Origin of the sequence: Wolbachia endosymbiont (group A) of Chalcis sispes, from assembly GCF_964026765.1 — a bacterium.
Lineage (GTDB): Bacteria > Pseudomonadota > Alphaproteobacteria > Rickettsiales > Anaplasmataceae > Wolbachia > Wolbachia pipientis.
This window is the reverse complement of sequence record NZ_OZ034697.1, coordinates 852,397-878,884: the sequence shown is the minus strand read 5'-3', so window position 1 is coordinate 878,884 and position 26,488 is coordinate 852,397. Positions and strand designations below refer to the sequence as shown.

Below are 26,488 nucleotides of genomic sequence, written 5' to 3'. Positions count from 1 at the left end.
TCCAAGTGTCACGCTACTTGGATGACACCTATAACCTTGTCATCCCAGTGCTTCCTCCTTTGTCATCCCAGTGCTTGACACTGGGATGGCTTTGTTGCATCGCTCTTCGGATAGTAGGTAACGCACAATAAATTTATGAAGCTATCTCAAATTTAGCCATACCAATATCAGTGAACTTATTGAGCAAATAGCATTTAACAAGTAGTTCCTTCTCACGATTAATCTCAGATTTGCTCCTAAAACTAAACCCAAATATTCGCTTCAACCTTGAGAAAAATCCTTCAATATACGATCTTTTTCCGTAATTTACTTCTTCTTTCCATCTTTTTATACCATTCTCACCATGTAATTTCATTAACTGAATAGCGGCATTTCTATCAAGCATATAATCCAATTTTGGATGCTCTGCTGCGTTGTTTTTCGGAGGAATTTTCGTTTTTATACCATATTGATTACACAGCTTATAGAGCTTTTCTCTATCATATGCCCTATCTGCATATAGTACTTTTATGACATACTGAAAATCGACTTCTTTTAGCAAATCACAAGCTCCATAGTGATCAGAGTAGACACCATTACTGTATTTTACAGCTATGGCTTTTTTGCTGTTTGTATTCAACATTACATGCAATTTTCTTGTCTGTTCATAGCTGCGATACTTTCTATCTTCGCTATTTTCCTTGCTATGACCAGGAGTGTTGTTGTATATACTAATTCCTGTACTGTCTATAGCAATTTCGATATCTTCCATATTATTTTTATCAATTCTGCAATCATTGATCTTAATATTAAGTTTCTTAAACCTTCTTGATGATTGTGAATAGCTGATAACTTGCAAATTTTTCCCAATTTGCTCAAGGTATCCTGCTATAAACCCAACTGTTTGCCTCAGGCCTATTCTAAATAAACAAGTTATTATGTGCACCAAAATTACAACTTTATCGCTATAAATATTGTTGCCACCTGGTATTTTTGGACCATTCTCGTACCACTTTTCTATGGCTTCGTTGATATAATGAAAAATATTTCCTCTTTTTTCTAGAAATTTGTTATATTCGCTATGGTTACTGACCCTCATTTTTTGTGGCATATTTTTTCTTTCAAGGTTAAATGGCTATTTTATAATGAATTTTGTCAGTAGCCACCAGATTTTTTCAGTTGCTATGCAACAAAGCCCACTGGGATCCAGGAATTTTAATTGTAAACGAGCAAACATTTTCGATAAAATTACCAAAAAGCTGGATTCCATTGTCAAGTACTGGAATGACACCATCCTTTTTTCTGGATCCAAGTAGTCAAGGCACTGGGATGACAAGAAAGGGGCTACTCGGATAACAGATACTATGATAAGAAATTCAACAACTTACAATGAATAATTGAAGTTTTTAATTAAGAAAAGCACATGGTGTAGCTATAATTATTGTAAGCAACAATGAAAAAGTGCGGAAGTGAAAAATTACCACTCTCATGGCAATCACTTCACCAGCGGCAAAGTGATACCATGCTGATTCATATATTTTCCTTTCATATCATCATATGATTTCTCACACTCACTTTCGCCGCTTAAAAATACGAATTGGCATGCGCCTTCATTAGCGTAAATTTTCGCAGGAAGCGGAGTGGTGTTTGAGAATTCGAGTGTGACATGACCTTCCCATCCAGGTTCTAAGGGAGTAACGTTTACTATAATTCCACATCTTGCGTAAGTTGATTTACCAACACAAATGACCAGTACATTCCTTGGTATACGAAAATATTCCACTGTGCTTGCAAGCACAAAGCTATTTGGTGGAATTATACATACATCTGTTTCTTTATCTATAAAACTATTCTCAGAAAAATTTTTAGGGTCCACGATAGCTGAATTAACGTTAGTAAAAATTTTAAATTTATTATCCACTCTTGCATCGTAACCATAAGACGATAGTCCGAAAGATATGACACCTTTGCTGCTTTTGTGATTCACAAAAGGCTCTATCATTCCAAAGTTTTCAGCTTTTTCTCTTATCCATTTATCTGGCATAACTGCCATAACTGTTCCTTAAAGTTGTGTAATACTTACAATAATATAAAATAAAATTTAAATGTAAACTGTAGCTTTTGTCATGCAATTAAAGCTTTTCAGTTTGATGTTTTGTTACAATAATTAGATTTATGTTCTTAACTAAAAATAATGCTTAGAAACTTTCTCCTGATTTTTGTATTCGTATTATTCACGCCGCCGTCAAATGCTGATGCCAGGAAATACATCAGAATTGTTGGATCTTCAACTGTTTTTCCTTTTATCTCGTTTATAGCCGAGGAGTTCAATCGTGTATTCCCTTTTAAGACTCCAGTTGTGGAATCAATAGGAAGTGGATCAGGGTTCAAAATGTTTTGCTCAGGAATAGGGGAAGACACGCCAGACATCACCACTTCATCTCGCCCTATGAAGGAAGTAGAAAGAGAACTATGTAAAAGGAATAAAATTAATGAAGTGATAGAAATCATCATTGGCTATGATGGAGTTGTCATTGCAAATTCAAATCAAAGCCATAGATTTGATTTCACAAAGAAGGACTTATTTGAAACTTTATCTGCATATTCTCAAGAAAATGATAAATTAGTAAAAAATAATAAGAAGTTTTGGTCTGATGTAAATCAAGCCTTACCAAAAACAGAAATTGAAATTTATGGTCCACATCAAAATACAGGCACATACGAAACTTTGGTTAATTCTATTATGCTTGATCAATATTCATGCATGAACTCGAGAATTTTCAAAGAGAATTATAAAGATCAGGAAGAAAGAAAGCAAGCATGTGGTAATATAAGGGATGACGGAAGGTATATAGAAGTTGGAATTAATGAAAATATAATAATACAAAAATTGAAAAGCAACAAAAACGCCTTAGGGATATTTAGTTTCAGCTTTTTAATGAGGAATCAAGATAAAATACAAGGGAGCACAATTGCAGGAATTGAGCCAACTTACGAAAATATATCATCGGGAAAATATATATTAGCAAGACCTCTATACCTTTACATAAAGAGGGAACACTTGGATACTGTTGATGGATTAAGAGAATTCGTAAAAGAAATTATAGATTCGATCGGCATTGAAGATGGGTACCTATCTAGGCTTGGTCTAATTCCACTTTCAAGTGAAGATATAAAGAAAGCTTCAGCAAAGGTTTATGATATAACGTGACGGCAACGTTTCTTTTATATTCTTTGTTCTAGCGTAGTCAGACCCAGCGCGGCGCGCTGGGATGACAATGGATTACTAATTAGACAGTTCTGCGTTGTTGCAACACCCCAGAAACAACCGGGTCCGAGCTTTTCGTATTTGGGCTTTCTGATTTCTCACAAACTCCTCCAATATAAGCTAGTACAGCCAATGCTGAAACTGCTAAAACTTCTAAAACTAATGCAACTACAGGATATGCCAGCACATAGGCTGCAATAGCACCAACTACGCATAGTCCAACAACGCCCAGAGCGATCTTCCCTTTGTGTTCACTCCAGAAGTTTGTATCGTTTTTTTCTGGGGTTTTGTTGTCTGCAGTTGGTGCAGAGTTTACGGTGTTTTGATCTAGATCAGTGTCATCTATAAAGTTAAGATCATCATTCTCAGACGGATCCTGATTGATTTCTTGTGAAAATCGAGTCGCATACTCTTTATCCCATGCTATCTGATCATTAATCTTGGCATTATCTAGTTCATTTTTACTAAGTTTTTCCTCAAATTCTTGAATCAAATCTTGAAAGCATTGCTCACCTACTCCAGGTATTTTAGCAAAACGTTTTTGTGCACATGTAAGTTTATCCATTACATAGTTATTTCCATTGGGCTCGAACCCAAGGAGCCCTGGAGAAGCAGCATCAAACATTAATTTAAAGCTTTCTTTTATCTTTTCCACATCTTCTTGGTTCAATTCTCTATCATATTTAACCAGCAGAGGATAAACTAAAAGGGCATCTACGCTTCCATCATCCCAATATACACATCGCTCTAAAACCCTTGCTGCATCTGCACCACAATTCTCTAATACTGCTTTAACTCGATTAACATCAAGGTCTTCTATTGCTTCTTGTAAGTTGGAATCAAGACCCATTACCCTCTCGTGCTTTTCTATTTCTTGAATAACTCGTGCAAGAGCAAAATATTCTGTGTTATTATAGTCAATTTTTCCTTGAAAGCGTTTAAGATCATCTATTGTATCCGTAAAATATTGTTGACCTTCTAAATATTTTGTTACCTTGTAATCACACAAAAAATCACGAGTTTTTTTATCAGCTTTCTGCCAAATTAGTTTAATGATCTTTACTTTAGTGCTAACGCTAGCATTAGAACAGTCAATAACATCATTTAAAATGGTACCTTTGTCACTAGTCAGAGTCCCCTCGTGGCTCAAAACTGCTTGTATATCATTATGTTCCTTATTGTCGAGTACGTTCTGGACTTCTTGAAAATTGTCATTCCTGACTGCCTGTCTTAATGAACCTAGAATTTTTTCTTGTGCATCAGTTAATTCAACCATATCTTACCCCTAATAAAAATTTAATTATCAGAACCTGTTTAAAATCTCGGAGAGATAAGGTAAAATAGTGGTAGATTAAGAATGAGGTATATCTATGCGTAAAAATTATCCAAGTGATATAAGTCGAGAGCAATTTGAAAAAATCAGACCAATACTAGAGAGTAGCAGGAAGAAAACGAGACCAAGAAAACTTGATTTGTATGATGTATTTCGTACAGTGTTAGAACCTGTTTAAAATCTCGGAGAGATGAGGTAAAATAGTGGTAGATTAAGAATGAGGTATATCTATGCGTAAAAATTATCCAAGTGATATAAGTCGAGAGCAATTTGAAAAAATCAGACCAATACTAGAGAGTAGCAGGAAGAAAACGAGACCAAGAAAACTTGATTTGTATGATGTATTTCGTACAGTGTTATACGTCCTAAAAAGTGGTTGCCAGTGGAGAATGTTGCCAAAAGATTTTCCAAGGTGGGAAAGCGTATATTACTATTTTCAAATGTGGAATAAAAAGAATGGAGAAGAACCAAGTTTGTTGGAATTAGTTTTAAAAAAAATTGGTTGGAGAGATCCGTATCAACAATGGTCGGAAAGAGAAAACTAGCTTCTGTATAATTGATGCTCAAAGTGTTAAAAACACAGATACTGCTGAAAAAAAGGGCTATGATGCAGGTAAAAAGATTTCAGGCATAAAGCGTCATATTGCAGTTGATACTCAAGGTCTACCACATGCAATTTATGTAACAACAGCAGAAGTAACTGATCGTAGTAGCGCTGTAAGAATGGTTGAAAATGCTAAAGATACCCTTTCTGAAGTCAAAAATATATTGGTTGATGCAGGCTACACAGGAAAAATTTTTGCAACCCAAATAAAAGATATTATTGGTGCAACTGTTGAGGTAATAAAGCGCAGTGAATTACATTCTTTTGTTGTATTGCCAAAGAGATGGGTTGTTGAGCGTTCTTTTGCTTGGTTAGAAAAGTGTAGACGGCTATGGAAAAATTGCGAACGTAAACTCAATACCAGCTTGCAAATGATTGTCCTTTCCTTCATTTCTCTCCTATTACGAAGATTTTAAACAGGTTCTCACACATATTTACAAGTAAATCAAGTATATTGTTAATAACTGTTAATAAAGGCCAACAAAATGCTTGACGTTAGAGTAGCTTTTATGGCTTTGTATAGCGAGGAAGTAACTCTATGAAAAATCATCAACGTTTACAAAATTTGCGTTCAATTGTATTTATTGTGGGAATATTCCTATTGCTGTTTAGCTTAGCAATGCTTATTCCTGCTATTACTAATAAATGTCTCAGCTACAAATGGAAAAATTTCCTCGCTGGATTCATAATTACCTGCACATCTGGCGCAATTTTTATTTTACTCGGTAAATTAAGTAGATTGCATGGAATGCCAGCAATTTTTGCGATTACTAGTTGCACCTGGATTGCCTTGTCTCTGTTTGCAGCTATTCCTTTCTATTTTGATAATCTGAGCTATGTTGATGCATTGTTTGAAACGATATCTGGCATCACAACCACAGGAGCAACTATATTTAATGATATTGAAAAACAATCTCCAGGAATACTGCTATGGAGAGCAATGCTACATGGCATGGGGGGTTTTGGTGTAATCACTTTAGGAATTGCAGTTTTTCCTATGTTTAAGGTTCTCAGCCTAAATAATTTACTTTATTCTGAGTATTCAGATGCTACCAAAAGGAAGTTGCCGAATACGCGAAGCGTAGTGATTCATGTTACGGCAATATATTATGGCTTAATTTTGTTATGTATATTTTCCTATTATCTAGCTGGTATGCCACTATTTGATGCAATATGTCACGGAATGTCTGCTGTATCAACTGGTGGATTTGCTAACTATAATGATTCTATAGGGCACTATAATAATCCCATACTAGAAGCCATAACGATCGTTTTTATGATTTTGGGTTCTCTGCCTTTTCTTAGCTATTTAAAAATCATAAGACGGTTAGACATTTGCTATGATGAGCAGGTCTCTTACTTTTTTAAGATAGCTATTGTTTCATCTTTATTTGCTTGTTTTTGGTTGTATAAAAATGTTGATTTAGGAGTGTCATTATCATTTAGATGCAGCACATTTACCATCACTTCCTTGATTACGTCAACTGGTTATGCAATCTGTAATCATATAGATTGGAGTTTCATTTCAGTCTTAGCTTTTTTTCTCACCTTTGTTGGTGGATGTAGTGGTTCTTCAAGTGGTGGTGTCAAAATCTTCCGCTTGATTGTTCTTTTAAGGTTTATAAGAAATTACTTTTACCTTTTATTAAACCCTGATGCAGACAATGGAGTAAAATTCAATGGAAAAACCCTGGAGAATGATGAAGTTCACTCTGTCTTTATATTTTTTGCAATTTTCATGTTAACGTTTACCATTTCATCAATAGTGATGTCTTACTTAAGCAATGCAGACTTTATAACTAGCATCAGTTCAGTCTCTGCAACGCTTACAAACTCTGGCCCGGGATTTAGTAATTTAATAGGTCCTTCTGGTAATTATTCCTCTTTCAGTAATGAAGTAAAATTATTTCTATCGTTTTTAATGCTGCTTGGCAGACTTGAAATATTGCCAATCTATTTTTGTATAGGCAATTTATTCTTATTTAATAGAAAGAAATAGTTGGTGAAGTTGTGAAATTTGATATTATAGCTAAACTGACTTACGACAATTTGAAAAACCGTCATTCCGCTACTCGTTAGCGGAATCTATACCGCGAATAAATCCACAGATGTACGAACATTGTGATTTGGGCACACCAGGAAGAATGTCATCCAAGTAGCCCCTTTCTCGTCATCCCGCTACTTGTTAGCGGGATCTATGCTAAGAGATACCGCGAATGAATCGCGGCATGACGGTTCGTGGCGGTATAGCTATAGATAGTATTAGCTATTTAATAAAAAGATCGTAGCTAAACCAAGAAATATAAAAGCTGAGAGAATATCAGTTGTTGCCGATGTTAGGATTGAAGAAGAAACGGCAGGGTCAGACTTTAAGCGATGAAGCATTATAGGAATGAAAGTTCCGATGAACGTTGCAATAATTGACATCATAATCATGGAGACCACAAAAATCATCTCCACTTTGAAGTTGTGAAACCTTATTGCTAACACTACTAATGAAATAGTAGATAAGATCACCCCGTTTATAAGACCTATTAAAAATTCTTTCATCAGTATTCTTTTTGCATTTTGCTCAGTTAGATATTTTGTTGCGATTGCCCGGATGGTTAGCGTTACTGTTTGGGATCCTGCATTTCCGCTCATTGATGCAATTATCGGCATGATTATTGGCAGCACTATAAAACTTTTTATTACATCATCGAAAAAGCCAACTACTATGGAACACATTGTTGCAGCTAAGAGGTTAAACAGTAACCAAGGTAGCCTTTTAATTATAGTTTTATGTATAGGGGCATTTATATCGGCTTTAGAAGATACACCGCTTATTTTGAGTATATCCTCTTCTGTTTCTTGTTGAACAACTTTTATCACATCTTCAATTAAGATCACACCAATAATTTTACCATTCTTATTTACTACCGGAGCTGATAATAGAGAGTAATCTTTAAATATTCTTGCTACTTCCTCTTGGTCTATTCCAGTTTTAATGATTTTTATGTCATGATCCATTATCTCTTTTATTATTGTGTCTCCTGAGTGAGATATTACCTTATTTAAATTAACACTGCCTATAGGCTCTAATTTTGAGTTGATAATGAATATCTGGTGAAATTTTTCTGGTATTTTTTTATAGTTGCACACAAATTCTGTCAGTTGATTTATTGTCCAATAATATGGAGCTATAACCATATCTTTATGTATTAACCTCCCTGCACTTTCTTCTGGGTATGATAGCAACTCCTCTACTGATTTCTGAGTCTTGCTGGGCAAATAGTAAAGTATATTTTCTACAAACTTTCTATCTAAATCTTTCACTATGGTTACTATATCTTCTACATCAAGGAGCATTAGTAACTTTGCTGTATTTTCTATTCCCAATGTTTCCATGATCTCTATTTGTAAATCTGGCACTACATGCACTAGGGCATCACTTAACAAATGTTGATCGAGGATATTAACTAATTTCTCCCTGTGATCACTGATTGAAGTAGATAAAAAATAAGCTAACTGAACGCTATCTATCGTTTTTACAATACTACGAACATTCTCTAGCTCCTCGTTATCAAGTGACTCTATTAAGTCATCAATAGCCTTTTTGTCTAAACCATAATGAGAACTTATTTTAATATTCATTACTTTACCTTATTTTTTAATAAATATACGCGCTTGATTTCCTTAAACATTAAAGTATAATGAAATTATTTAAATTAACTATCATATGGTTAAATTTCTATTTTGTTTACTGTTATTGTTATTGATAGTAAATATATTAAAATCTAAAGTATAATGAAAACTTATCCAGAAATTCTTGAACACTTTCAAAGCTTAAATAAAAGTATTTCTCTTATCAGGAGGTGTCTTTGACATAGAAAAATTAAAGTTGCGCCTTGAAGAGCTTGACTCCCAAGCGTCGAATGATGACCTATGGCAAGATAACCAAAAAGCACAAGAAGTTTTAAAAGAACGTTCTAAAATTAAGAATGACGTAGAGTCGTTTTTAAAGCTGGAAAGCGATTACAACAATGCCATCAGCTTAATGAAGTCTGCTATTGATGAAAATGATGAAGAATTTTTCTCTGAAGTTGAAAATGAATTAGCTAAGCTAGAGAAATTAATCAAGTATAAAGAAACAGAGTCCTTATTTACTGGTGAAGCAGATAATAATAACTGCTTTTTAGAAATCCACTCAGGAGCTGGCGGAACCGAGAGCAATGATTGGGCTGAAATGCTGATGCGCATGTATATAAGGTGGGCAGAAATTTATCACAACTTTAAAGTTGAAGTTGTAGAAAAATTAGAAGGAGAGTCAGTTGGTATAAAGTCTGCAATGATAAAAATCGTTGGAGAAAAAGCTTATGGGTGGGCAAAAAGTGAAAGTGGAATTCACAGGCTGGTTAGAATATCGCCATTTGATGCAAATGGTAAACGTCATACCAGTTTTGCAAGTGTAGGAGTAACTCCAGTGATCGAAGATTCAATTGATATTGCTGTGGATGAAAAGGATCTAAAGATCGACACCTACCGAGCTTCTGGAGCAGGCGGTCAGCATGTGAACAAAACTGAAAGTGCAGTACGCATTACGCATATTCCAACTGGTGTTGTAGTTCAATGCCAAAATGGTCGTTCTCAACACAGAAATAAAGATGAGGCGTTAAAATTACTTAAAGGACGTTTATACCAAATTGAACTGGAAAAAAAAGAACAGAAAATGGCTGAAGAGTATGGTAAAAAATGCGATATAGGCTGGGGTAATCAGATCAGATCGTACGTTATGCATCCATATCAAATGGTGAAGGATTTAAGAACCGGACATGAAGTGGGCAATATAAATTCTGTTTTTGATGGTAATATAGATTGTTTCATAGTTAGTGTGCTTACTAAGCAAAATTAGGTAGGGTTGACTTTCTTGCCATAATATATGATAATTAAAATATTGTTAAAGTAGGAGTAAAGTTATGGCGATTAAATATGATCAGTGGAAAAGTGACCTTACCCAGAAAAAGTGGAGAGAAAGTTTGGAATGTTTTTTACAAAAAGAATGATGCATCAAATTGTTCTGGAATGCAATAGTTAATAGTGACGTTGTTTGTTATAAAAAATTTCTATGTATTCAAATATTGCAGTTCTAGTTTGTTGAGCAGAGTGTTGTGAAGTATCAATAAGTATTTCTCTTTTCAATGAGCTAAAGAAGCTTTCTGCAACAGAATTGTCGTAACAACAGCCTTTATTACTCATCTATATTCTTTACAGCTAAGAGATATTGATAACCTTGCAAAGTATATTGTGAACCTTGGTCACTGTGCAGCAGTAGATTTTTAACAGGTTTACGCCTATTAATGGCCATTAATAAAGAGTTCATAACCAATTGTTTATTTATTGCACTACTCATTAACTACCATACGTGAGAATTATTGCTGCCAAATATAGCCATCCCTCCTTGGTTTTGATGTAAGTAATCCCATACTTTATTTGGTTGATCAACAATAAAGTTTTGATCTAGTATATTGGGAGCTACAGCTCTATTATCTGTTTGTTGTTTTTTAATTTTAAACTTTCTTCTCAGTATAGCCCTGATGTCATTTTTCTGCATAATACTTTGCACCGTTTTCAAATTGCAACTTTTACCCAAAGCCTTCAATTCAGCATGAATTTTAGGAGCTCCATATCTACATTTAGAAACTTGATATATTTTTTGAATAGCTTCGAGTAGCTCTTTATTTGCTGATTCTCTACTGCTTATTTTTCTTGTGGTCCACTTATAGTAGCCACTAGCAGAAAATCCTACATAATTCCTGTACTTTATAGCAGTTACTATATAAAAAAATATTTTACTCTTTTTGACTGGCCAGGGCTTTTTTTTAAATGTCTCTTTCCCTTGTTACTCTTGCTTTGTAAATCAAACCTCTCTTTGTCATAAGGTGCTACATCTGGAAATGCATTTGCCGCTGACTTTTTTTCGTTATATTTCTTCATCCATTTTCCTAATACACTATCCCTTATTCCTAGATCTCTTGCTACTTTTGCAACTGGTTGACCTACCTTTCTTTGTTCATTTGCCAGTTTAACAGCTTCCAATTTGAATTCTGCTGTATATTCTCTTACCATTTCTAATCCTCCAAAATTTTATTTTACCCAAAAAAACTCTTTTCTTTCTCTCCACTTTTTCTGGGTAAGGTCAGAAATTTAATGATCCAGGATATACTCCTTTGTTAAGGGAGATTGAGCATTTTCGAATATTTCTTGAGTGCTTCCAGACTCAACAATTCTGCCATTATGAAAGAAAATTACACTATCAGATAACTTTTTAGCTTGTTTCATTGAATGAGTTACCATAATTATGGTAAATCTTAATTTCAGCTCTTGTATAAGATTTTCAATTGCATTGGTTGCCATTGGATCAAGAGCGGAGCACGGTTCATCCATTAATAAAATAGTTGGCTTCACTGCAATTGCGCGAGCGATGCATAGCCTCTGTTGTTGGCCACCGGATAAATTGAGTGCGCTATCTTGCAATCTGTCCTTCAATTCTTCCCATAAACCAACCTTGGTTAAACTATTTTCCACCATCTCATTCAATTTTTGCTTATCCTTCGCCATACCATGCAATTTTGGCCCACAAGCAACATTATCATATATTGATTTTGGAAAAGGATTTGGCTTTTGAAATACCATACCAACTTTTGCTCTAAGTAGTACAACATCCATATCGCGTGAATATATATCACCCAGCCCATCGATATCTAATTCACCAACAGTTTTGCATCCAGGTACATAGTCATTCATACGATTAAAACAACGCAAAAATGTCGATTTACCGCACCCGGATGGTCCGATAAAAGTAGTAACTTTTCTTTTATAAATATTCAAATTTATATCGAATAAAACTTGCTTAGAGCCGTACCAGAGATTTAAATCTTTAACAGAGGCACGTGTATTGCTCATATCACATCCTGCATTGAATAGAGCCCCGGAATTTCTCTTTTATTTTCGTATAGCCATACTGCTGCTTGAACAGCTCCTCTAGCAAATGTTGTGCGATCAATTGCTTTGTGGTTTAGTTCTATCCGTTCATCAGAATTAACAAACATCACGCTGTGATCTCCTATTACTCCACCTCCACGAGATACTGCAAAACCTATTCCCCCCTTTTTCCTTATGTTTGAACCACTATGTAAATATTGATTGGACTGAAAATCCACTTTTGAAGCGTTAGCAATTGTTTTGCCAAGTTCTATAGCTGTTCCAGATGGTGAATCCTTTTTTAAGTTATGATGCATTTCCCAAATCTCAACGTCATATTCATTACCTAAAAGCTCAGCAGCTTTTTTTACCAATTTCAGCAACACATTAACCCCAACACTCATATTTGCTGACCATAATATTGGAACTTCAGCAGCATATTCTTTCAAATCGACACCTTCTATTCCAGTTGTGCCACTAACCAGCGGTGTTTTAAATTTTACAGCTGCTTTAAGGCAGTCTAACATACATTCTTTAGTTGTAAAATCTATTACAACGTCAGATGACTCAAATATGCCACTAATAGAACTTGTAACTTTAATTCCTAGATTGGCTATAATTGGTCCAATATCTGAATCTATGTACTTACTGCCTGAACGGGCAACAGCACCTGCTATTTCCACTTTGGTATTTGTAATTAATTCATTGAGTATTTTTTTGCCCATTCTGCCTAAGCAGCCTATTACTCCAACTCTGATTTTCATAAAGCTTTTTACGTTTATTAAGAATGTTAGGCCTTTTTTTAAGCTCTGTCACTTCTGATCTATATTCTATAGCTGTACGAACACTGCAATTTCAGATCCCAGTGCCTTGACCACAACTATTGCAATATGGTACATAGTGAACGATGTCATTCCAGTCTGGAATCTAGCCTTTCTGCAATCTCATCGAAAACGTTGTAACCACTTTCTATGCTAGTTTGCTTGCTTACAAGCAAACTTTTCTGGATCCCAGTGTCTGGGCACTGGGATGACAGGAGAAGGCACTGGGATGACAAGAATAGGGCACTGGGATCTAGTGGGCTCAAACTACAATGTTTGTACAGCTGTGATCTATATTCTATAGCTGAATAATTTAACAATTCAAAATGAATACATATCCTATTGAGCTCTATATTACATACCAGGTTGCTTTGCCTTTTCCATGCTGAGTGATGTGATTACTCTTTACGAGATTAGATACGTGCTTCTTTAAGGTATTGCAGTTTGCTTTAGTAATATTTTCCAAATCCTTAATTGTAAGACGTCCATGTTTGCTGAGTAGTGCTAATACTTTAGCAGAAAGTGGTGGTAAATAGAGATTTAACACTTTTTCATGTGACACCTTTTGTTCAAGATGAAATTTTTGCTTTTGTAGTGACCTTAAAAAGAACATAAGCCATGGATTAAAATCATAGCTGCTCGTCTTCAAGGATTGTTGAGTACGACGCAAAGCTAAGTAGTAACTCTCCTTATTACTTTCAAGGGAACTGTAAGGTACATAGATATACCCTAACTTTAGTAACAAGAAAGTTGTGAGAATGCGTGATAATCTGCCATTTCCATCCTGGAAGGGATGAATAGCTAAAAAAGTAACTATAAAAATGCCAATAATTAATAGAGGGTGTAACGATTTCACCTCTAATTGCTGGCTAGTCCAATAAATAAGTTCTTGCATTTGTGTTGCTGTCTCAAATGGAGAGGCTGTTTCAAAAACTATGCCCAAGCTTTTTCCAGATTCATCAAACGCCTCAACATGATTGGGGAATTTTTTATATTCTCCCATGTGCCTTTGATCTTTATATGAAAATTGTAAAAGCCAGATGTGAAACTGTTTTATAGTGTTTTCTGTAAATGGCATCTTGTTAAAGTTTTGAAATACTTCTTCACACACATACGCATATCCAGCTATTTCTCGTTCATCTAGAGAACGAAATGAGCGCGTATCAAGTTTGGATAGTAATTGCTCAACTTCACGGTCTGATAATCTTGCCCCTTCAATACGAGTAGAAGAACCAATACTTTCAATTGTTGCAATTTTCTTGAGCATTTGTAAACGTTCTGGAGCTAAATTACCAAACAATTGCCATGCTCCTTTAAATTCATCAATTTCAGCAACTAATTTTAACATTTCAGGTGTTATTACAATTTTTGAAATGTCAAACATATCTGTATTTTTATCTAGTTATATTCAATTATATTCGAAAATATCCTATTAGCAAAGAATACTTGTGAGACACACACTAAAGAATGAATTTTGGTAGGCATAAAAGCAGCTATTTTATGTTAAAATACAACATTTTGATGAAATTATAAGAAAGGCTGGATCCGAGTAGTCAGCTACCCGTCAGTGCATGTTGAAAAATCATTTTATGATCTAAATCAGTTTTTTTACAGGTAACTTCTAAGCTTATCAATTTTTCCAAGATCTTCTTAAGTTCTGAAAGTTGCAAACTTTTCAAATGAGATTTAAAACTCTGCAATTGTTTAAAAAACAATGGAGGGCTTAGCTGATCAATCGCAGCCTGCTCACTCATTCCACCTTGCACTGACAGCAAAACGTTTTCAAGGCGTAGGAAATAATTTGATATAATGCGAATTAGCGCTATCGGTGAAAAATTTTCTTGCGATATCAATACATCAGAAATTCTAATGAAGCGCGACATATCTTTACTTGCTATGGCAGAGCATAGATCATCAAGTGTAGCATAGTCGTTGCCGGAAGTTGAAAAGCATAATTCTATATCAGTAAGTTTTAGGTCTTTTCTCTCCCCTAAGTATAAAACTAACTTCTCAAGTTCTGAACATATAGGCAGCTTGCTATGATTAAAGTAAGATTGCAAATGGTAGATTATCTCATTTGTGCATTTTATATCATTTTGTTTTAAGTAACTTGATATAATGTCATAAAGATTGCTGTTGCTGTCCTTATAGCAAGCAATCACACCAAAAATTTTTGAACTCTCCATATAACTTTTAGTCGCAGAATTATATGGAAGATCACTTGCTACCATCATTACATAATGACCACTTGCGTTATAATCCAATACATTTTTTAACTCCTTGGATATACCTCCACTCACATTTATCAGCTTAATTAATTTTTTGCTGGTAAACATCGAAACGTTTGCCAATTCAGAAAACAGTAAACTGGGTGACTTATGCACTATTGCAAAATCCATCACCTGAACTGAATACTCACCCAAATTAGCAATTATTTCTTGTACATAAAAATCAACCCTACTGTTATCACTTCCATGAATTAACACACCACGTAAAGCATCAGGTTTCTCTAGGAATTTTTTAACTTTGGATGGTGTGACCCTCATGCTATCTATATGATATCATTCTCATTTGACTGTACATGAGTATCCAAAGACTCTGAGTCTCCTTGTGCAATATTATGCACATCACCTGCTACATCATCTGACTCTTCTGTTTTTCCTGTAATATAATTATAAAATTTTTTCACAGGTTGAGATATATATTTGGAAAAAAATCCTTCTTCGCTCATATTGCTTACTCCATAAAATTAACAACTTATCATTAGCATATAAATAATAGTATAGCAAAAACTATTTTGTGCTAAGATAGTGATGTTTTATAATGAGTATATTACAAAATTATTAACATTCGAGATCAAAATTAAGCCAACCTGCTTAATACTAGCCTTATAAAATAAGCGATAATTAAATATACCGCTGCAACAAGTATAATTGCAGGTCCAGTTAACAAATCAAAACTTGCAGATAACATGAGACCTGATATCCCAGAGATCACAGAAAAAACTGTTGCAACAATAATCATCTGCATTGGAGTTTTCGAAATGAGCCTTGCAGATGCTGCTGGTATTAGCAAAAATGCAGCAATGAGTAATATTCCTATTAGTTGGGCAGCAATTGCTATAAATATAGCAAGAGTGATTAAAAATTCTAGTCTAACAAAGGTAACATTAATTTTTTCAACTACTGCTAAATCTTGATTAATTGAAATCATTAACCAATAACGCCATCTAAATATTAATATCAAAGTAACTACTGCAGAGGTTAAAAAAATCAATACTATATCACTTTGATCGAGCGTTAATATATCACCAAACAGTGAGCTAATAATACTATTATTGCCAGATGGAAGAAAAGACATAAGTATTAAACTCGATGATAAAACTACATTGGTAACAATGTTCAATATCGTATCAGCAGAATATAATCTGTTAAAATTAAGAGAAAGTAGTATAGCAAATGTAATTGCAATGAGCATTATGCTAAGCGATGGGCTAATCTTAAAGATTAAAGCAAGTGCAACACCAAGCAACGAAGAATGGGACAAACTATCACCAAGATAAGATAACCTTTGCCATATCATAAACGATCCTAAAGCGCCTGTTACTAGGCTAATTACAACTACTGCAACTAGACTGTTGATGAAAAAATCCTGGGTAAACATTTCAAACATGCTATATGGCTATTAGATAACTGACAACAAATCTATCTTCGGATATCAGAACATTATGGGTTCTGCATGCAGAACCTGTTGTCATAAATTCAAAATTTAAACCTTTTTGCTCCATAAGATAGGACTTTACTGAAGAACTTAGTATATTGCGTGTTTTACCAGTACCTATTAACAAAATTTCTATTTCCTCTGTTAAAAAAGATTTAAAATGTTCCTTGCTATTTATATCACTTTCTTTCAATTTTATCACCTTTTCAGGAAAAATTATAATTGAGCCACAATATTCTTGATTGTTTACCAAAAATTTTCCTTCCCTGTAACCATTTATAAGATTTTTATTCTCGGAAATTAAGGGCATAAGTCAAACTATTAATTGAGTGTCACATACCCACCATTCTGGTTGCTTTTTTCCGATATTAACTGCAGCAGCTTTTGCATTTTCCTCACTATCGAATATTCCAAAACATGATACACCACTGCCTGACATGCGAGAAAGTATAGAGCCTTCTTGTGACTCAAGTGTTGATATCACATCCTTAATTTCAGGTACAAAGCTTATTGCTATTTCTTGAAGATCGTTTCTCGTCTCTTTAAGAAGCTTCAACAAATCCTTTTCAGCGTCATCGCTCCATTTAATTGGCTCAGAAAATTTTCCTTCATGTTTGGAAAATACCTCTGGTGTACTCAAAAACCTTTTTTTCGGTTTCACAAGCACCACATTTGTAGGTAAAGAGAATTTTTTAATGTGGCATAATTCTTCGCCAATACCTCTAACAAAAACTGGCTTGCTATCTACGCTTGCGGGAACATCAGCACCAACGTTTAAGGCTATTTCATTTAAAATCGTCCTATCAATCTCCCACAGCTTCCCTAGCGTACGTATCACAGCTCCAGCATCTGAGGATCCGCTACCGAGTCCTGCAGCAATTGGTATGTTCTTTACAACTCTAATAGAAACTTTAGTACGCACTGGAGCATGTCTAAGCAGCAGATTAACCGCTTTCATTACAGTGTTATACTGGTTATTTATTCTAGACTCGGAGTTTATAAATTCAACTGTAGAGTTATCGTATCTAGAATCCTTCTCACCTACTTTTATTTCCAAAAAATTAGAGAGATTAGCAAAGACAAATAAACCTTCAATCAAGTGATATCCTGTTTCCTTCTTATTTACAACATGCAAAAAAAGATTGATTTTTGCAGGCGCCTTTACACAAAAACTTTTCATTATATATCTTCACTAAGATTATTTTTACATTATATGTATAATGCTATTCTAGTCAACTTTTATAAGGTTTTCGCACTTCTGATGAGATCAAATGCCATAAATCCTAATTTCTCTGTGTGGGTAAATGCGTCCGCTGGTACAGGCAAAACAAAAATCTTAATAGACAGAGTATTGAGACTTTTATTAGAAAACAAAAGAAATATTCTTTGCTTAACATTCACCAATGCTGCAGCAAACGAAATGGAGAATCGCATTCACAGCATACTCAGTAAGTGGGCAATATGTTCAGATAGTGTGTTGGCAGCAGATCTAGAACAACTAGATTTCTTTCCAATGTCATCCCAGTGCGTGACACTGGGATCTCAGCACCCCTACTTGTCATCCCAGTGCGTGACACTGGGATCCAGAAAAAATAAAGATTATTTAACAAGAGCAAGAAGGCTTTTCTCTGAACTGGAAAATCTTGGTCTAACTATACAAACCATACACGCTTTCTGTTACAAATTAATCTCCAGCTTTCCTATAGAAGCTGGCATTGCTCCAAATTGCACGCTGAGCGAATGCAAAGAATTACATTCCATCATATTCAATAAAGTGCTTCATAACGAAACTGTGCAGGATGATATCAACCTTATTGCAACTGAAATTGATGAAAATAAACTACGCGATTTGCTTTATACTTTGTGCATGAAAAGATCAGCGTCAGCAAATGATTCGAAATATATCAAAGATAAATTGAGCGCCCCAGATGAAATTCATGACTTACAGAGTGAAACAATCGAGCACGTGGAAAGACTAGCCGAGATATTAAGTGAAGGCAGTAAAAGAGATCAGAGTTATAGTGCAATGCTCTATGATTGGTGTGACAGCACCAATAAGGAGGATATAGAAAGTCTAGCCAAGGTATTTCTCAAATCAGAATCGCACGAAAAAAAGAGCATATCATCCATTGCAACAAAAAGTATTTTGGAGAAATTCAAAGATGCAGAGCAAATAATAGAGAGCGTTCAGAATGTAGTATTTACCCATATAAGAGACATGAACTCTTATCAAATATTCAAGAGAACCAGTAGCTTACTTGGTATATTTAAAGTATATGTTGATCTATACAGTAGCGAAAAATCAAAAAATGCACTGCTTGATTACAATGATATAATTGACTTAGCAACAAATCTTCTCAGCGACCCAGATCATAAAGATTGGGTATTGTTTAACTTAGATCAAAAAATAGATCACATCCTTGTTGACGAGGCACAAGACAATAGCATCAGTCAGTGGAAAATTATAACAAATCTCTGCGATGAATTTTTTGCCGGTAATGATGAAAAGCGAACCTTATTTGTAGTTGGTGACGTAAAACAATCCATATACAGATTTCAAGGAGCAAATCCCCATCTATTCAACTATATGCAACAATACTTTCATACGAAAACTGGTTGGATATCATGCCAACTTGAAAAGTCATTTCGTTCAACTCCAGAAGTTTTGATGCTTGTAGATAGAATATTTAATAACTTCCGCGCAGAAATATCTTTTAATGATAATGAAATAAAACATGTTCCACATAGAGAAAATGACCAAGGATATATTGAAATTTGGCCAGCGTTACCAAGGCGCAAAGAGAAAGAACAGCGAGCTTTACAAATTCCTCTGACATGCAAGGAAGGTTATACAATAGCAGATCGATTACTTGCTCAAACAATAGCTAACAGAATTCACAATTGGTTAAACGAAGGGCGGATTTTAGTCGCTAAAGATCGCCATATAGAGCCAAGAGACATTATGATTTTGGTGCGACAACGAAACGTGTTAGTTGATTACATAATAAGCGAACTTAAAAAAGCAAATGTGCTAGTTGTAGGCCGAGATTATTTTAGAATTATGGACTATATAGCCGTGCAGGACTTAATAGCTTTGGCCGAATTTTTACTCCTCCAGGCAAATGATCTAGCTCTTGCAAATGCTTTAAAATCACCGCTATTTAATTTCACCGAGGATGATTTATTTAACATTGCATACGACCGTAAAGAGCATTCACTATGGGAAAGAATTCAGGATTATTCTGTGGTTATCTATAGTGAATTAAACTATCTCATTAACTTATCTCGCATAGAGTCTCCTCTTACACTATTTACACATATATTGCGTACAGGTAAGAAGAAATTTGCTGCAAGGCTAGGTCTTGAGTGCTTCGAGGTTCTAGACGAATTTATGAACCTTGTGTTGCAATTTGAAAATCCATCTCTTCAAGCACTTGTTCAGTGGATCAAGGAGAATAATCCGGAGATTAAGAATGATATGCAATCAGAACGCAATGCTGTGCGAATAATGACAATTCACAAATCAAAAGGTCTGCAAGCTCCCATAGTATTTTTGGTTGATACAAACACAGTGCCAAGAAACAGTGAAAGCATTATCTTTGATGGAACAGAAGTGCCATTTTGGTGTGGAAAAAACAACAACGCTTATTGCGATCAAGTAAAAAGAGAGAAAAAACTAGAGGATTATAATGAATATTTGCGTTTATTATACGTAGCACTCACACGTGCTGAAGATGAGTTATACATCTTAAGTAAAGAGCCAGTGCAAAAGGGCTCTTGGTATGATCTAATCACTAAGTATGGAGAACCATATGAAAAGAAACAAAGGGATTTACAGCCAATATTTAAAGAAAAAGTTGAAGTATTATGCGTGAATGCAAACTACCCTTACATTTATAAAAAACGTGATTACTTTGACGTTCCGGTCATTTCCCTTCCACCAGCTTTAGCCCACTCTTCGGTGTCATCCCAGCGCGTGACGCTGGAATCCAGTGAAAAAGAAGGAGCAGAATGGATCCCAGTGTCAGCTACTTGGATGACAGATGGTTATGCAAGAGGCCTGATTATTCACAGCATATTGCAGTATATGCCCAAGATAGAAAAAGAAAGGAGAAAAAATTGGGTCAGAAAATACCTTGATAACATCAGCGAAGATAAGGATGAAATTTACAGTAAAATATTAGCCTTTAATGAAAAATATGGCTATTTGTTTGACTTGGAAGGCAAGTCAGAGATTACACTGAGTGGAACAATTGATGGCAAGTCAGTATTAGTACGACTAGATAGGCTATGCATAACGCAAGATAAAGCAATCATAATTGACTACAAATCACACCGTAACGTTTCTGTTTCCTTATTAAATGAAATAAAAAAACAGATGTTAATCTATAAAACCTTAGTACAAGAAATATATCCAAACAAGCAAGTAGAGTGCGTGGTTATTTGGGTGGAAGATTTAACCATTCAATCTGACTTTTAACGAAACTTGATTGCAAGAAATAGCTACTACGTCATACCACCGCGAACCGTCATCCCGCCACTCCTTTCTCGTCATCCCGCTACGTGTTAGCGGGATCTCAGCATAGCTATCTTAAAGCTAAGTAATATAAGTCAACCCAGCTAGGATTCTTTTGGACGAGCTTATCGTCATGCCGCCGCGAACCGTCATACCGCCACTCCTTTCTCGTCATCTCGCTACGTGTTAGCGGGATCTCAGCATAGCTATCTTAAAGCTAAGTAATATAAGTCAACCCAGCTAGGATTCTTTTGATTGATCAAATTAATTTTCCACTGCCTTGGCCATTCTTTCAGGCACCTTTCTCTTGCAATAGCTAAACTTATATCTTCAAACTCTTCAAAATATACAAGTTTATTTACATTATATCTTGATGTAGAACCTGAAACAATTTTGTTTTTGTGTTCCCAAATCCTCTTGATCAAATTTGCAGTTACACCAATATATAATGTGCTATTAGCTTTATTTGTAAGTATATAGATATATGATAACTTCATCTTAATCGTTTATAGCTAAAGTAACTGAGGTTTATCAACATTATACTACACCATCATGCCACAATAAATCTTACCGTCATCCCGCCGCGCCGCTAACACGTAGCGGGATGACGAGTTACTATACCGCGGCGGTATCTCAGCCGCTAACAAGCAGCGGGATGACAGCAATCTACGTCATACCGCGATTCATTCACGGTATCTCTTAGCCGCTAACACGTAGCGGAATGACGATTGTCGGTAAATCTAAGTTACTGTAGCTATAAAGGCTTTCACAACAACCTATTTTCCTTGAAACTAAAATAGCTACTGAATGTAATAATAATGTGGTCTATTAATTCTATTCCTATACTTTGGCAAGCTTCTGCTAGTTGTCTAGTGAGAGATATATCGCTATTTGAAGGTTGTGTATCTCCGCTTGGATGATTGTGAGATATTACAATGGATGTTGAACCAATCAAAAGTGCGCGCTTGATGATCTCTCTGACATAAAGAGGAGTTTGATCTACTGTACCAATATTTTGCAGGTCTTCCGCTATTAGAACCTGTTTAAAATCTTCGTAATAGGAGAGAAATGAAGGAAAGGACAATCATTTGCAAGCTGGTATTGAGTTTACGTTCGCAATTTTTCCATAGCCGTCTACACTTTTCTAACCAAGCAAAAGAACGCTCAACAACCCATCTCTTTGGCAATACAACAAAAGAATGTAATTCACTGCGCTTTATTACCTCAACAGTTGCACCAATAATATCTTTTATTTGGGTTGCAAAAATTTTTCCTGTGTAGCCTGCATCAACCAATATATTTTTGACTTCAGAAAGGGTATCTTTAGCATTTTCAACCATTCTTACAGCGCTACTACGATCAGTTACTTCTGCTGTTGTTACATAAATTGCATGTGGTAGACCTTGAGTATCAACTGCAATATGACGCTTTATGCCTGAAATCTTTTTACCTGCATCATAGCCCTTTTTTTCAGCAGTATCTGTGTTTTTAACACTTTGAGCATCAATTATACAGAAGCTAGTTTTCTCTTTCCGACCATTGTTGATACGGATCTCTCCAACCAATTTTTTTTAAAACTAATTCCAACAAACTTGGTTCTTCTCCATTCTTTTTATTCCACATTTGAAAATAGTAATATACGCTTTCCCACCTTGGAAAATCTTTTGGCAACATTCTCCACTGGCAACCACTTTTTAGGACGTATAACACTGTACGAAATACATCATACAAATCAAGTTTTCTTGGTCTCGTTTTCTTCCTGCTACTCTCTAGTATTGGTCTGATTTTTTCAAATTGCTCTCGACTTATATCACTTGGATAATTTTTACGCATAGATATACCTCATTCTTAATCTACCACTATTTTACCTCATCTCTCCGAGATTTTAAACAGGTTCTAAGAAATTTATTTATTTAAGTAATATTTAGGTCTATACTTTATTTTGATCGAAAAAAATCTTATGTATAAGACTTTAATCACGTGCTTTATTTTTCTAATTTGCTCCTTTACACAATCGTATGCGAATGATCTTGAAAAAACTGAAACTGAACTATATGAAGAAGCAGTTGAACTTTTTGACCAGAAAAAATATAAACAAGCTATTAGGGCATTTCATAAGATAGAGGATTTGTATCCTTTTTCTTATTGGGCAATGAAAGCAAAATTATTATCTGGTGTGTCTCATTATAATATGGGTAACTATAGCAGTGCTGCAAGTGATATGGATGATTATATATATGTTTATTCAAACGGTGAAGATTTACCATATGTATACTACTTAAGAGTATTATCTTATTACATGCAAATTAATAAAGTGCAACTTGGACAGCAAACTGCATATAAAACTTTAGAGCTAGCCACTGAGTACATTAATCTCTTTCCAGGCAGCGAATATGTAGACGAGATAAAGGAAAGAGCAAAATTAATCACAGAACATATATCAACAAAAGAGTATTCTATCGGTAAATTTTACCTGAGGCGTGGTGAATATTTAGCAGCAATTAAGCGTTTCCAGAATATGGCAAGCTATAAGGATTCTAAATATTTTTCTAAGTCTATTAACCATTTAATAGCAGCCCATTCAGCTCTTGGCCTTGACTTAGAAGCTGAGCAGTATGAAAGTATGTTATTAGCAGAAAACCTGCAAGATGCCAAGCCGGAGGCTTGAAAATTTGCTTTAGCTTTTTCTATGCTTTTATATATAATTTAGATTTTTAACTATTTGAATATGGCTGGTCATTCACAATTTTCAAATATAAAACACCGGAAAGGTGCTCAGGATGCAAAGCGCTCTCAAAAATTTACGAAGCTGATTAGAGAAATAGCAGTTGCTGCAAAGCAAGGGCTACCCGAACTCAACCCGCGCCTTCGCTCTGCTATATTTGCTGCACGCAAGGAAAATCTACCAAAAGATAAAATAGAAACAGCAATAAAAAATGCAACTGGTAACGTTGCTGGAGAAAATTACGAGGAAATACAATATGAAGGTCATGGGCCTTCTGGCACTGCACTCATTGTCCATGCCTTGACTAATAACCGCAACCGTACTGCTTCTGAGGTACGTTATATCTTTTCTCGTAAAGGTGGAAATTTAGGAGAAACAGGAAGTGTTAGTTACCTTTTCGATCATGTAGGCTTAATCGTCTATAAAGCAGAGGGTATGAATTTTGACGATTTATTCAGTCATGGAATCGAATTAGAAGTATTGAATGTTGAGGAAAATGACAAAGAAGGATTACACGTTATAACTTGTGAAATAAAAGATTTTGGTAAAGTACGCGATGCCTTTTATGCAAAATTCGGAGAACCAGAACTTGCTCGTCTTTCATGGCAGCCAAAAGATCTGATTGAAATTAGCGATAAAGAGTTGATTGATAAATTATCTGCATTGGTTGAAGAGCTAGAAGATAACGACGATGTACAGTATGTGGAAGGTAATTTTACTTTTGTTGATAAGCTATGAGGCTGGTAATATTTGTATTGCTTTGTATTTTACCAGCATATGCTACTGAAACATCAACAGATCTTGCACAGCCATTCCAGCATGGAATCAGAAAAAAAAAAGCTACTTTGACGACAGAAAGTGATAGAAAGTTGTTATTCATATCCAGTACCATAAAATCTTCCTTTTTTGCCACGGAAGGGTTGGCGCCAAATACAGTGGTGAAATTAATCAACATATATAAAGATTTCGGTGTTGATTTTAAAAAAGACATTGTGCCGAAGAGTAAATTAGAGGTTCTTTTTGAGAGATTGCCTAATAATCAGAAGACTGAAGAAAAAATTTTATATGCTTCACTGACAATAAACAAGAAAGCTATTAGTTTATATCATTATAAATCGCAAGACGGCAAAGAAAGATATTTTAATAAAGAAGGAATAAGCTTAAAAAATGGCGAAATTTTTGCAAATCCTTTAAATGGAGATTATCGTATATCTTCAAAATTTGGCAATAGAAAGCATCCTGTTCGCGGTAAAATTGCTTTTCACAAAGGAGTGGATTATGCAGCTAAACTTGGCACTCCCATATACGCTGCTGCAGAGGGTGTGATAGAATATATAGGAAAGAATGGTGGCTATGGAAATTACATCAAAATAAGACACAAAAATGAGTATTCAACCTGTTACGCACATATAAATAGATTTAGTGGCGATATAAAGTTAGGCTCTAAAGTAAAGCAGGGGCAGGTCATCGCCTATGTTGGTAGCACTGGTGTTGCAACAGGACCCCATTTACATTACGAAGTTATATATAACGGCAAACACATCGATCCGCTTACGATAGCACATAAAACTGAAGTAAAATTGCCTGATCATGAATTAAGAGAGTTTAAACTATTTGTAAATAAGATAAATAAAACGATCAACAGAGAGGGTTCAAGTGAAAAAGAAGTTTAAAGACAGTATGGATAAGAATACGATAAACGATAGAAATTTGAGTCAAATTCGGGCTTTTCCTGTACTAATAGTGCTAGGATTAATTTTATCGCTGCTTTTTTTGGCATATGACAGCACAATTGCACTTGGAGTTGCTGCCGTTTCAATTTTGACTTTTCTTCAAGGATTTTTTATTAATGACCCTAATGAAGCAAGAGTGATAGAATTTTTTGGTCATTATATTGGAACTTATTTTAAGTCTGGAATATGTGTAACGCTTCCCTTTTCAAGCAAATATATAGTTTCCCTAAAATTTCAGAATATTAACACAGAAAAAATAAAAGTTAATGATGCAAATGGAAGTCCAATAGAGATTTCAGCAGTGATTGTTTGGAGAGTAAATAGCCCTGCAAAGGCGTATTATAATGTTAACAACTATCACGAATTTGTTTTTGTACAAAGTGACTCAGTAATAAGAGAATTAGCTAGTAACTATCCGTATGACAGCGAGAGCAATGAGGAATCTTTACGTAAAAATTCTGATAAAATTTCAGATGAATTGCGGTCAATGTTACAACAAAGATTAGATATTGCAGGAATTGAGATTACAGAAGCAAGAATATCGCATTTGGCGTATTCGTCCGAGATTGCACAAGCAATGTTAAGGCGTCAACAAGCACATGCTATCACTTCGGCAAGAAGGCATATAGTGCAAAATGCAATAGGAATTGTCGAGGAAGTAATAGCTCATTTTGAAAAAAACAAAAGCTTACAATTAGATGGCAAGCAAAAGGTTCAATTGATAAATAATTTGTTGGTTGCCCTAATCTCTGAGCAAGATGCACAACCGACGATTAGTTTAGATAATAATTAGCATAGAAGCCGATTGGGTTTCATAAATGCAAGTCAC

General features: G+C 35.0%; 30 protein-coding genes and 1 pseudogene. 11 read left to right on the top strand and 20 right to left on the bottom strand.

Features of this window, described 5'->3' with window-relative positions; all coding sequences use genetic code 11:
* Positions 1 to 133: 133 nt before the first annotated feature.
* Complete coding sequence (locus AAGD72_RS04480) at positions 134 to 1,090, bottom strand: IS5 family transposase (RefSeq protein ID WP_341814569.1); 957 nt, start codon at positions 1,088 to 1,090, stop codon at positions 134 to 136.
* A gap of 41 nt (positions 1,091 to 1,131) precedes the next feature.
* On the opposite strand from AAGD72_RS04480, the gene AAGD72_RS04475 reads away from it, so the two are divergent.
* Positions 1,132 to 1,335 (top strand): WPE palindromic element domain-containing protein, encoded by a 204-nt coding sequence (locus tag AAGD72_RS04475; protein WP_341814655.1) that lies wholly within the window; start codon positions 1,132 to 1,134, stop codon positions 1,333 to 1,335.
* A gap of 139 nt (positions 1,336 to 1,474) precedes the next feature.
* On the opposite strand, the gene dcd is transcribed toward AAGD72_RS04475, so the two are convergent.
* Positions 1,475 to 2,032, bottom strand: a complete 558-nt coding sequence (gene dcd, locus AAGD72_RS04470; protein ID WP_006280485.1) for a dCTP deaminase — start codon at positions 2,030 to 2,032, stop codon at positions 1,475 to 1,477.
* A gap of 141 nt (positions 2,033 to 2,173) precedes the next feature.
* On the opposite strand from dcd, the gene AAGD72_RS04465 reads away from it, so the two are divergent.
* Positions 2,174 to 3,190 carry a substrate-binding domain-containing protein gene (locus AAGD72_RS04465; RefSeq protein WP_341814654.1) on the top strand — a complete coding sequence of 339 codons (1,017 nt, stop codon included), beginning with the start codon at positions 2,174 to 2,176 and terminating at the stop codon, positions 3,188 to 3,190.
* Positions 3,191 to 3,269: 79 nt separating this feature from the next.
* Here AAGD72_RS04465 and AAGD72_RS04460 read toward each other — a convergent pair whose 3' ends face one another.
* Positions 3,270 to 4,523, bottom strand: coding sequence for a hypothetical protein (locus AAGD72_RS04460; protein WP_341814653.1), 1,254 nt, complete (start codon positions 4,521 to 4,523; stop codon positions 3,270 to 3,272).
* 94 nt (positions 4,524 to 4,617) lie between these two features.
* Between AAGD72_RS04460 and AAGD72_RS04455 the strand changes: the two are divergent.
* The 3 genes and pseudogenes from AAGD72_RS04455 to AAGD72_RS04445 all read left to right on the top strand — a co-directional run.
* Positions 4,618 to 4,746, top strand: a pseudogene (locus AAGD72_RS04455) (transposase); the annotation flags it as partial.
* A 64-nt stretch (positions 4,747 to 4,810) separates the two neighbouring features.
* Positions 4,811 to 5,600 (top strand): IS5 family transposase gene (locus AAGD72_RS04450; RefSeq protein ID WP_341814578.1). Its coding sequence is split into 2 segments (ribosomal slippage): positions 4,811 to 5,071 and positions 5,073 to 5,600, totalling 789 coding nucleotides; the frame shifts between segments, so codons are not numbered across the junction.
* A 122-nt stretch (positions 5,601 to 5,722) separates the two neighbouring features.
* The gene (locus AAGD72_RS04445) at positions 5,723 to 7,183 is read left to right on the top strand and encodes a TrkH family potassium uptake protein (protein WP_341814652.1); all 1,461 of its coding nucleotides are present in this window, start codon (positions 5,723 to 5,725) and stop codon (positions 7,181 to 7,183) included.
* Between the two features lie 263 nt (positions 7,184 to 7,446).
* Here AAGD72_RS04445 and mgtE read toward each other — a convergent pair whose 3' ends face one another.
* Positions 7,447 to 8,817: a magnesium transporter gene (mgtE, locus tag AAGD72_RS04440; RefSeq protein ID WP_341814651.1), complete on the bottom strand. Its 1,371-nt coding sequence runs from the start codon at positions 8,815 to 8,817 to the stop codon at positions 7,447 to 7,449.
* Positions 8,818 to 8,970: 153 nt separating this feature from the next.
* On the opposite strand from mgtE, the gene prfB reads away from it, so the two are divergent.
* Positions 8,971 to 10,075, top strand: a protein-coding gene (prfB, locus tag AAGD72_RS04435; protein WP_264954064.1) for a peptide chain release factor 2 whose coding sequence is annotated in 2 segments (ribosomal slippage) — positions 8,971 to 9,045 and positions 9,047 to 10,075 — 1,104 coding nt in all. Because the reading frame shifts where the segments join, the coding sequence is not laid out codon by codon here.
* 179 nt (positions 10,076 to 10,254) lie between these two features.
* On the opposite strand, the gene AAGD72_RS04430 is transcribed toward prfB, so the two are convergent.
* The 13 genes from AAGD72_RS04430 to AAGD72_RS04370 form a co-directional block, all read right to left on the bottom strand.
* Complete coding sequence (locus tag AAGD72_RS04430) at positions 10,255 to 10,419, bottom strand: IS3 family transposase (RefSeq protein ID WP_010082072.1); 165 nt, start codon at positions 10,417 to 10,419, stop codon at positions 10,255 to 10,257.
* The gene (locus AAGD72_RS04425; RefSeq protein WP_264373729.1) at positions 10,412 to 10,573 is read right to left on the bottom strand and encodes a hypothetical protein; all 162 of its coding nucleotides are present in this window, start codon (positions 10,571 to 10,573) and stop codon (positions 10,412 to 10,414) included. Before AAGD72_RS04425 ends, AAGD72_RS04430 begins: the two co-directional genes overlap by 8 nt.
* A gap of 3 nt (positions 10,574 to 10,576) precedes the next feature.
* Positions 10,577 to 10,873: an IS3 family transposase gene (locus AAGD72_RS04420; RefSeq protein WP_094189604.1), complete on the bottom strand. Its 297-nt coding sequence runs from the start codon at positions 10,871 to 10,873 to the stop codon at positions 10,577 to 10,579.
* A 122-nt stretch (positions 10,874 to 10,995) separates the two neighbouring features.
* A complete protein-coding gene (locus AAGD72_RS04415; RefSeq protein WP_007548709.1) occupies positions 10,996 to 11,289 on the bottom strand; it encodes a transposase in 294 nt (97 codons plus the stop codon).
* 78 nt (positions 11,290 to 11,367) lie between these two features.
* Positions 11,368 to 12,126, bottom strand: coding sequence for a phosphate ABC transporter ATP-binding protein PstB (gene pstB, locus AAGD72_RS04410; protein WP_006280935.1), 759 nt, complete (start codon positions 12,124 to 12,126; stop codon positions 11,368 to 11,370).
* Positions 12,123 to 12,908, bottom strand: coding sequence for a 4-hydroxy-tetrahydrodipicolinate reductase (gene dapB, locus AAGD72_RS04405; RefSeq protein ID WP_010962542.1), 786 nt, complete (start codon positions 12,906 to 12,908; stop codon positions 12,123 to 12,125). Before dapB ends, pstB begins: the two co-directional genes overlap by 4 nt.
* A gap of 146 nt (positions 12,909 to 13,054) precedes the next feature.
* Positions 13,055 to 13,231: a hypothetical protein gene (locus AAGD72_RS04400; protein WP_153801318.1), complete on the bottom strand. Its 177-nt coding sequence runs from the start codon at positions 13,229 to 13,231 to the stop codon at positions 13,055 to 13,057.
* Positions 13,232 to 13,314: 83 nt separating this feature from the next.
* Entirely contained in the window at positions 13,315 to 14,349 is a 1,035-nt protein-coding gene (locus AAGD72_RS04395; RefSeq protein ID WP_341814650.1) for a Fic family protein, read from the bottom strand.
* Between the two features lie 169 nt (positions 14,350 to 14,518).
* Positions 14,519 to 15,511 (bottom strand): DNA polymerase III subunit delta, encoded by a 993-nt coding sequence (holA, locus tag AAGD72_RS04390; RefSeq protein WP_264718787.1) that lies wholly within the window; start codon positions 15,509 to 15,511, stop codon positions 14,519 to 14,521.
* 5 nt (positions 15,512 to 15,516) lie between these two features.
* Positions 15,517 to 15,696: a hypothetical protein gene (locus AAGD72_RS04385; RefSeq protein ID WP_010082539.1), complete on the bottom strand. Its 180-nt coding sequence runs from the start codon at positions 15,694 to 15,696 to the stop codon at positions 15,517 to 15,519.
* Positions 15,697 to 15,827: 131 nt separating this feature from the next.
* Entirely contained in the window at positions 15,828 to 16,637 is an 810-nt protein-coding gene (locus AAGD72_RS04380) for a metal ABC transporter permease (RefSeq protein WP_049973644.1), read from the bottom strand.
* 1 nt (position 16,638) lies between these two features.
* Entirely contained in the window at positions 16,639 to 16,995 is a 357-nt protein-coding gene (locus AAGD72_RS04375; protein ID WP_341814649.1) for an Mth938-like domain-containing protein, read from the bottom strand.
* A gap of 3 nt (positions 16,996 to 16,998) precedes the next feature.
* Positions 16,999 to 17,865, bottom strand: a complete 867-nt coding sequence (locus AAGD72_RS04370; protein ID WP_341814648.1) for a 4-(cytidine 5'-diphospho)-2-C-methyl-D-erythritol kinase — start codon at positions 17,863 to 17,865, stop codon at positions 16,999 to 17,001.
* 81 nt (positions 17,866 to 17,946) lie between these two features.
* Here AAGD72_RS04370 and AAGD72_RS04365 point away from each other — a divergent pair, with 81 nt between their 5' ends.
* Positions 17,947 to 21,165: a UvrD-helicase domain-containing protein gene (locus AAGD72_RS04365; RefSeq protein ID WP_341814647.1), complete on the top strand. Its 3,219-nt coding sequence runs from the start codon at positions 17,947 to 17,949 to the stop codon at positions 21,163 to 21,165.
* A 242-nt stretch (positions 21,166 to 21,407) separates the two neighbouring features.
* On the opposite strand, the gene AAGD72_RS04360 is transcribed toward AAGD72_RS04365, so the two are convergent.
* The 3 genes from AAGD72_RS04360 to AAGD72_RS04350 form a co-directional block, all read right to left on the bottom strand.
* Positions 21,408 to 21,698, bottom strand: a complete 291-nt coding sequence (locus AAGD72_RS04360; protein ID WP_341814646.1) for a GIY-YIG nuclease family protein — start codon at positions 21,696 to 21,698, stop codon at positions 21,408 to 21,410.
* A gap of 269 nt (positions 21,699 to 21,967) precedes the next feature.
* Positions 21,968 to 22,285, bottom strand: coding sequence for a JAB domain-containing protein (locus AAGD72_RS04355; RefSeq protein ID WP_341814645.1), 318 nt, complete (start codon positions 22,283 to 22,285; stop codon positions 21,968 to 21,970).
* Positions 22,245 to 23,034 (bottom strand): IS5 family transposase gene (locus AAGD72_RS04350; RefSeq protein WP_341814578.1). Its coding sequence is split into 2 segments (ribosomal slippage): positions 22,245 to 22,772 and positions 22,774 to 23,034, totalling 789 coding nucleotides; the frame shifts between segments, so codons are not numbered across the junction. The genes AAGD72_RS04355 and AAGD72_RS04350 overlap by 41 nt, the downstream gene beginning before the upstream one ends.
* 127 nt (positions 23,035 to 23,161) lie before the next feature.
* Between AAGD72_RS04350 and AAGD72_RS04345 the strand changes: the two genes are divergently transcribed.
* From AAGD72_RS04345 to AAGD72_RS04330, 4 genes are read left to right on the top strand one after another with little or no spacing between them, the layout of a single operon-like run.
* Positions 23,162 to 23,869, top strand: a complete 708-nt coding sequence (locus tag AAGD72_RS04345; protein WP_341815130.1) for an outer membrane protein assembly factor BamD — start codon at positions 23,162 to 23,164, stop codon at positions 23,867 to 23,869.
* Positions 23,870 to 23,929: 60 nt separating this feature from the next.
* Entirely contained in the window at positions 23,930 to 24,664 is a 735-nt protein-coding gene (locus tag AAGD72_RS04340; protein ID WP_155968523.1) for a YebC/PmpR family DNA-binding transcriptional regulator, read from the top strand.
* On the top strand, positions 24,661 to 25,599 hold the full coding sequence (locus AAGD72_RS04335) for a M23 family metallopeptidase (RefSeq protein ID WP_341814644.1): 939 nt from the start codon (positions 24,661 to 24,663) through the stop codon (positions 25,597 to 25,599). Before AAGD72_RS04340 ends, AAGD72_RS04335 begins: the two co-directional genes overlap by 4 nt.
* Before the next feature lie 7 nt (positions 25,600 to 25,606).
* Positions 25,607 to 26,452 carry an SPFH domain-containing protein gene (locus AAGD72_RS04330; protein WP_151807898.1) on the top strand — a complete coding sequence of 282 codons (846 nt, stop codon included), beginning with the start codon at positions 25,607 to 25,609 and terminating at the stop codon, positions 26,450 to 26,452.
* The last annotated feature ends 36 nt before the right edge of the window (positions 26,453 to 26,488 follow it).

Bases quoted from the DNA above. Each gene is read 5' to 3' on its own strand.
- AAGD72_RS04385 (WP_010082539.1), bottom strand. From the start codon at position 15,696: ATGAGCGAAGAAGGATTTTTTTCCAAATATATATCTCAACCTGTGAAA.
- AAGD72_RS04365 (WP_341814647.1), top strand. From the start codon at position 17,947: ATGAGATCAAATGCCATAAATCCTAATTTCTCTGTGTGGGTAAATGCG.
- AAGD72_RS04395 (WP_341814650.1), bottom strand. From the start codon at position 14,349: ATGTTTGACATTTCAAAAATTGTAATAACACCTGAAATGTTAAAATTA.
- AAGD72_RS04425 (WP_264373729.1), bottom strand. From the start codon at position 10,573: ATGAGTAGTGCAATAAATAAACAATTGGTTATGAACTCTTTATTAATG.
- AAGD72_RS04375 (WP_341814649.1), bottom strand. From the start codon at position 16,995: ATGCCCTTAATTTCCGAGAATAAAAATCTTATAAATGGTTACAGGGAA.
- AAGD72_RS04370 (WP_341814648.1), bottom strand. From the start codon at position 17,865: ATGAAAAGTTTTTGTGTAAAGGCGCCTGCAAAAATCAATCTTTTTTTG.
- AAGD72_RS04460 (WP_341814653.1), bottom strand. From the start codon at position 4,523: ATGGTTGAATTAACTGATGCACAAGAAAAAATTCTAGGTTCATTAAGA.
- AAGD72_RS04445 (WP_341814652.1), top strand. From the start codon at position 5,723: ATGAAAAATCATCAACGTTTACAAAATTTGCGTTCAATTGTATTTATT.
- holA (WP_264718787.1), bottom strand. From the start codon at position 15,511: ATGAGGGTCACACCATCCAAAGTTAAAAAATTCCTAGAGAAACCTGAT.
- AAGD72_RS04415 (WP_007548709.1), bottom strand. From the start codon at position 11,289: ATGGTAAGAGAATATACAGCAGAATTCAAATTGGAAGCTGTTAAACTG.
- AAGD72_RS04465 (WP_341814654.1), top strand. From the start codon at position 2,174: ATGCTTAGAAACTTTCTCCTGATTTTTGTATTCGTATTATTCACGCCG.
- AAGD72_RS04480 (WP_341814569.1), bottom strand. From the start codon at position 1,090: ATGCCACAAAAAATGAGGGTCAGTAACCATAGCGAATATAACAAATTT.
- dcd (WP_006280485.1), bottom strand. From the start codon at position 2,032: ATGGCAGTTATGCCAGATAAATGGATAAGAGAAAAAGCTGAAAACTTT.
- AAGD72_RS04380 (WP_049973644.1), bottom strand. From the start codon at position 16,637: ATGTTTGAAATGTTTACCCAGGATTTTTTCATCAACAGTCTAGTTGCA.
- AAGD72_RS04340 (WP_155968523.1), top strand. From the start codon at position 23,930: ATGGCTGGTCATTCACAATTTTCAAATATAAAACACCGGAAAGGTGCT.
- AAGD72_RS04345 (WP_341815130.1), top strand. From the start codon at position 23,162: ATGTATAAGACTTTAATCACGTGCTTTATTTTTCTAATTTGCTCCTTT.
- pstB (WP_006280935.1), bottom strand. From the start codon at position 12,126: ATGAGCAATACACGTGCCTCTGTTAAAGATTTAAATCTCTGGTACGGC.
- AAGD72_RS04330 (WP_151807898.1), top strand. From the start codon at position 25,607: ATGGATAAGAATACGATAAACGATAGAAATTTGAGTCAAATTCGGGCT.
- mgtE (WP_341814651.1), bottom strand. From the start codon at position 8,817: ATGAATATTAAAATAAGTTCTCATTATGGTTTAGACAAAAAGGCTATT.
- dapB (WP_010962542.1), bottom strand. From the start codon at position 12,908: ATGAAAATCAGAGTTGGAGTAATAGGCTGCTTAGGCAGAATGGGCAAA.
- AAGD72_RS04430 (WP_010082072.1), bottom strand. From the start codon at position 10,419: ATGAGTAATAAAGGCTGTTGTTACGACAATTCTGTTGCAGAAAGCTTC.
- AAGD72_RS04360 (WP_341814646.1), bottom strand. From the start codon at position 21,698: ATGAAGTTATCATATATCTATATACTTACAAATAAAGCTAATAGCACA.
- AAGD72_RS04335 (WP_341814644.1), top strand. From the start codon at position 24,661: ATGAGGCTGGTAATATTTGTATTGCTTTGTATTTTACCAGCATATGCT.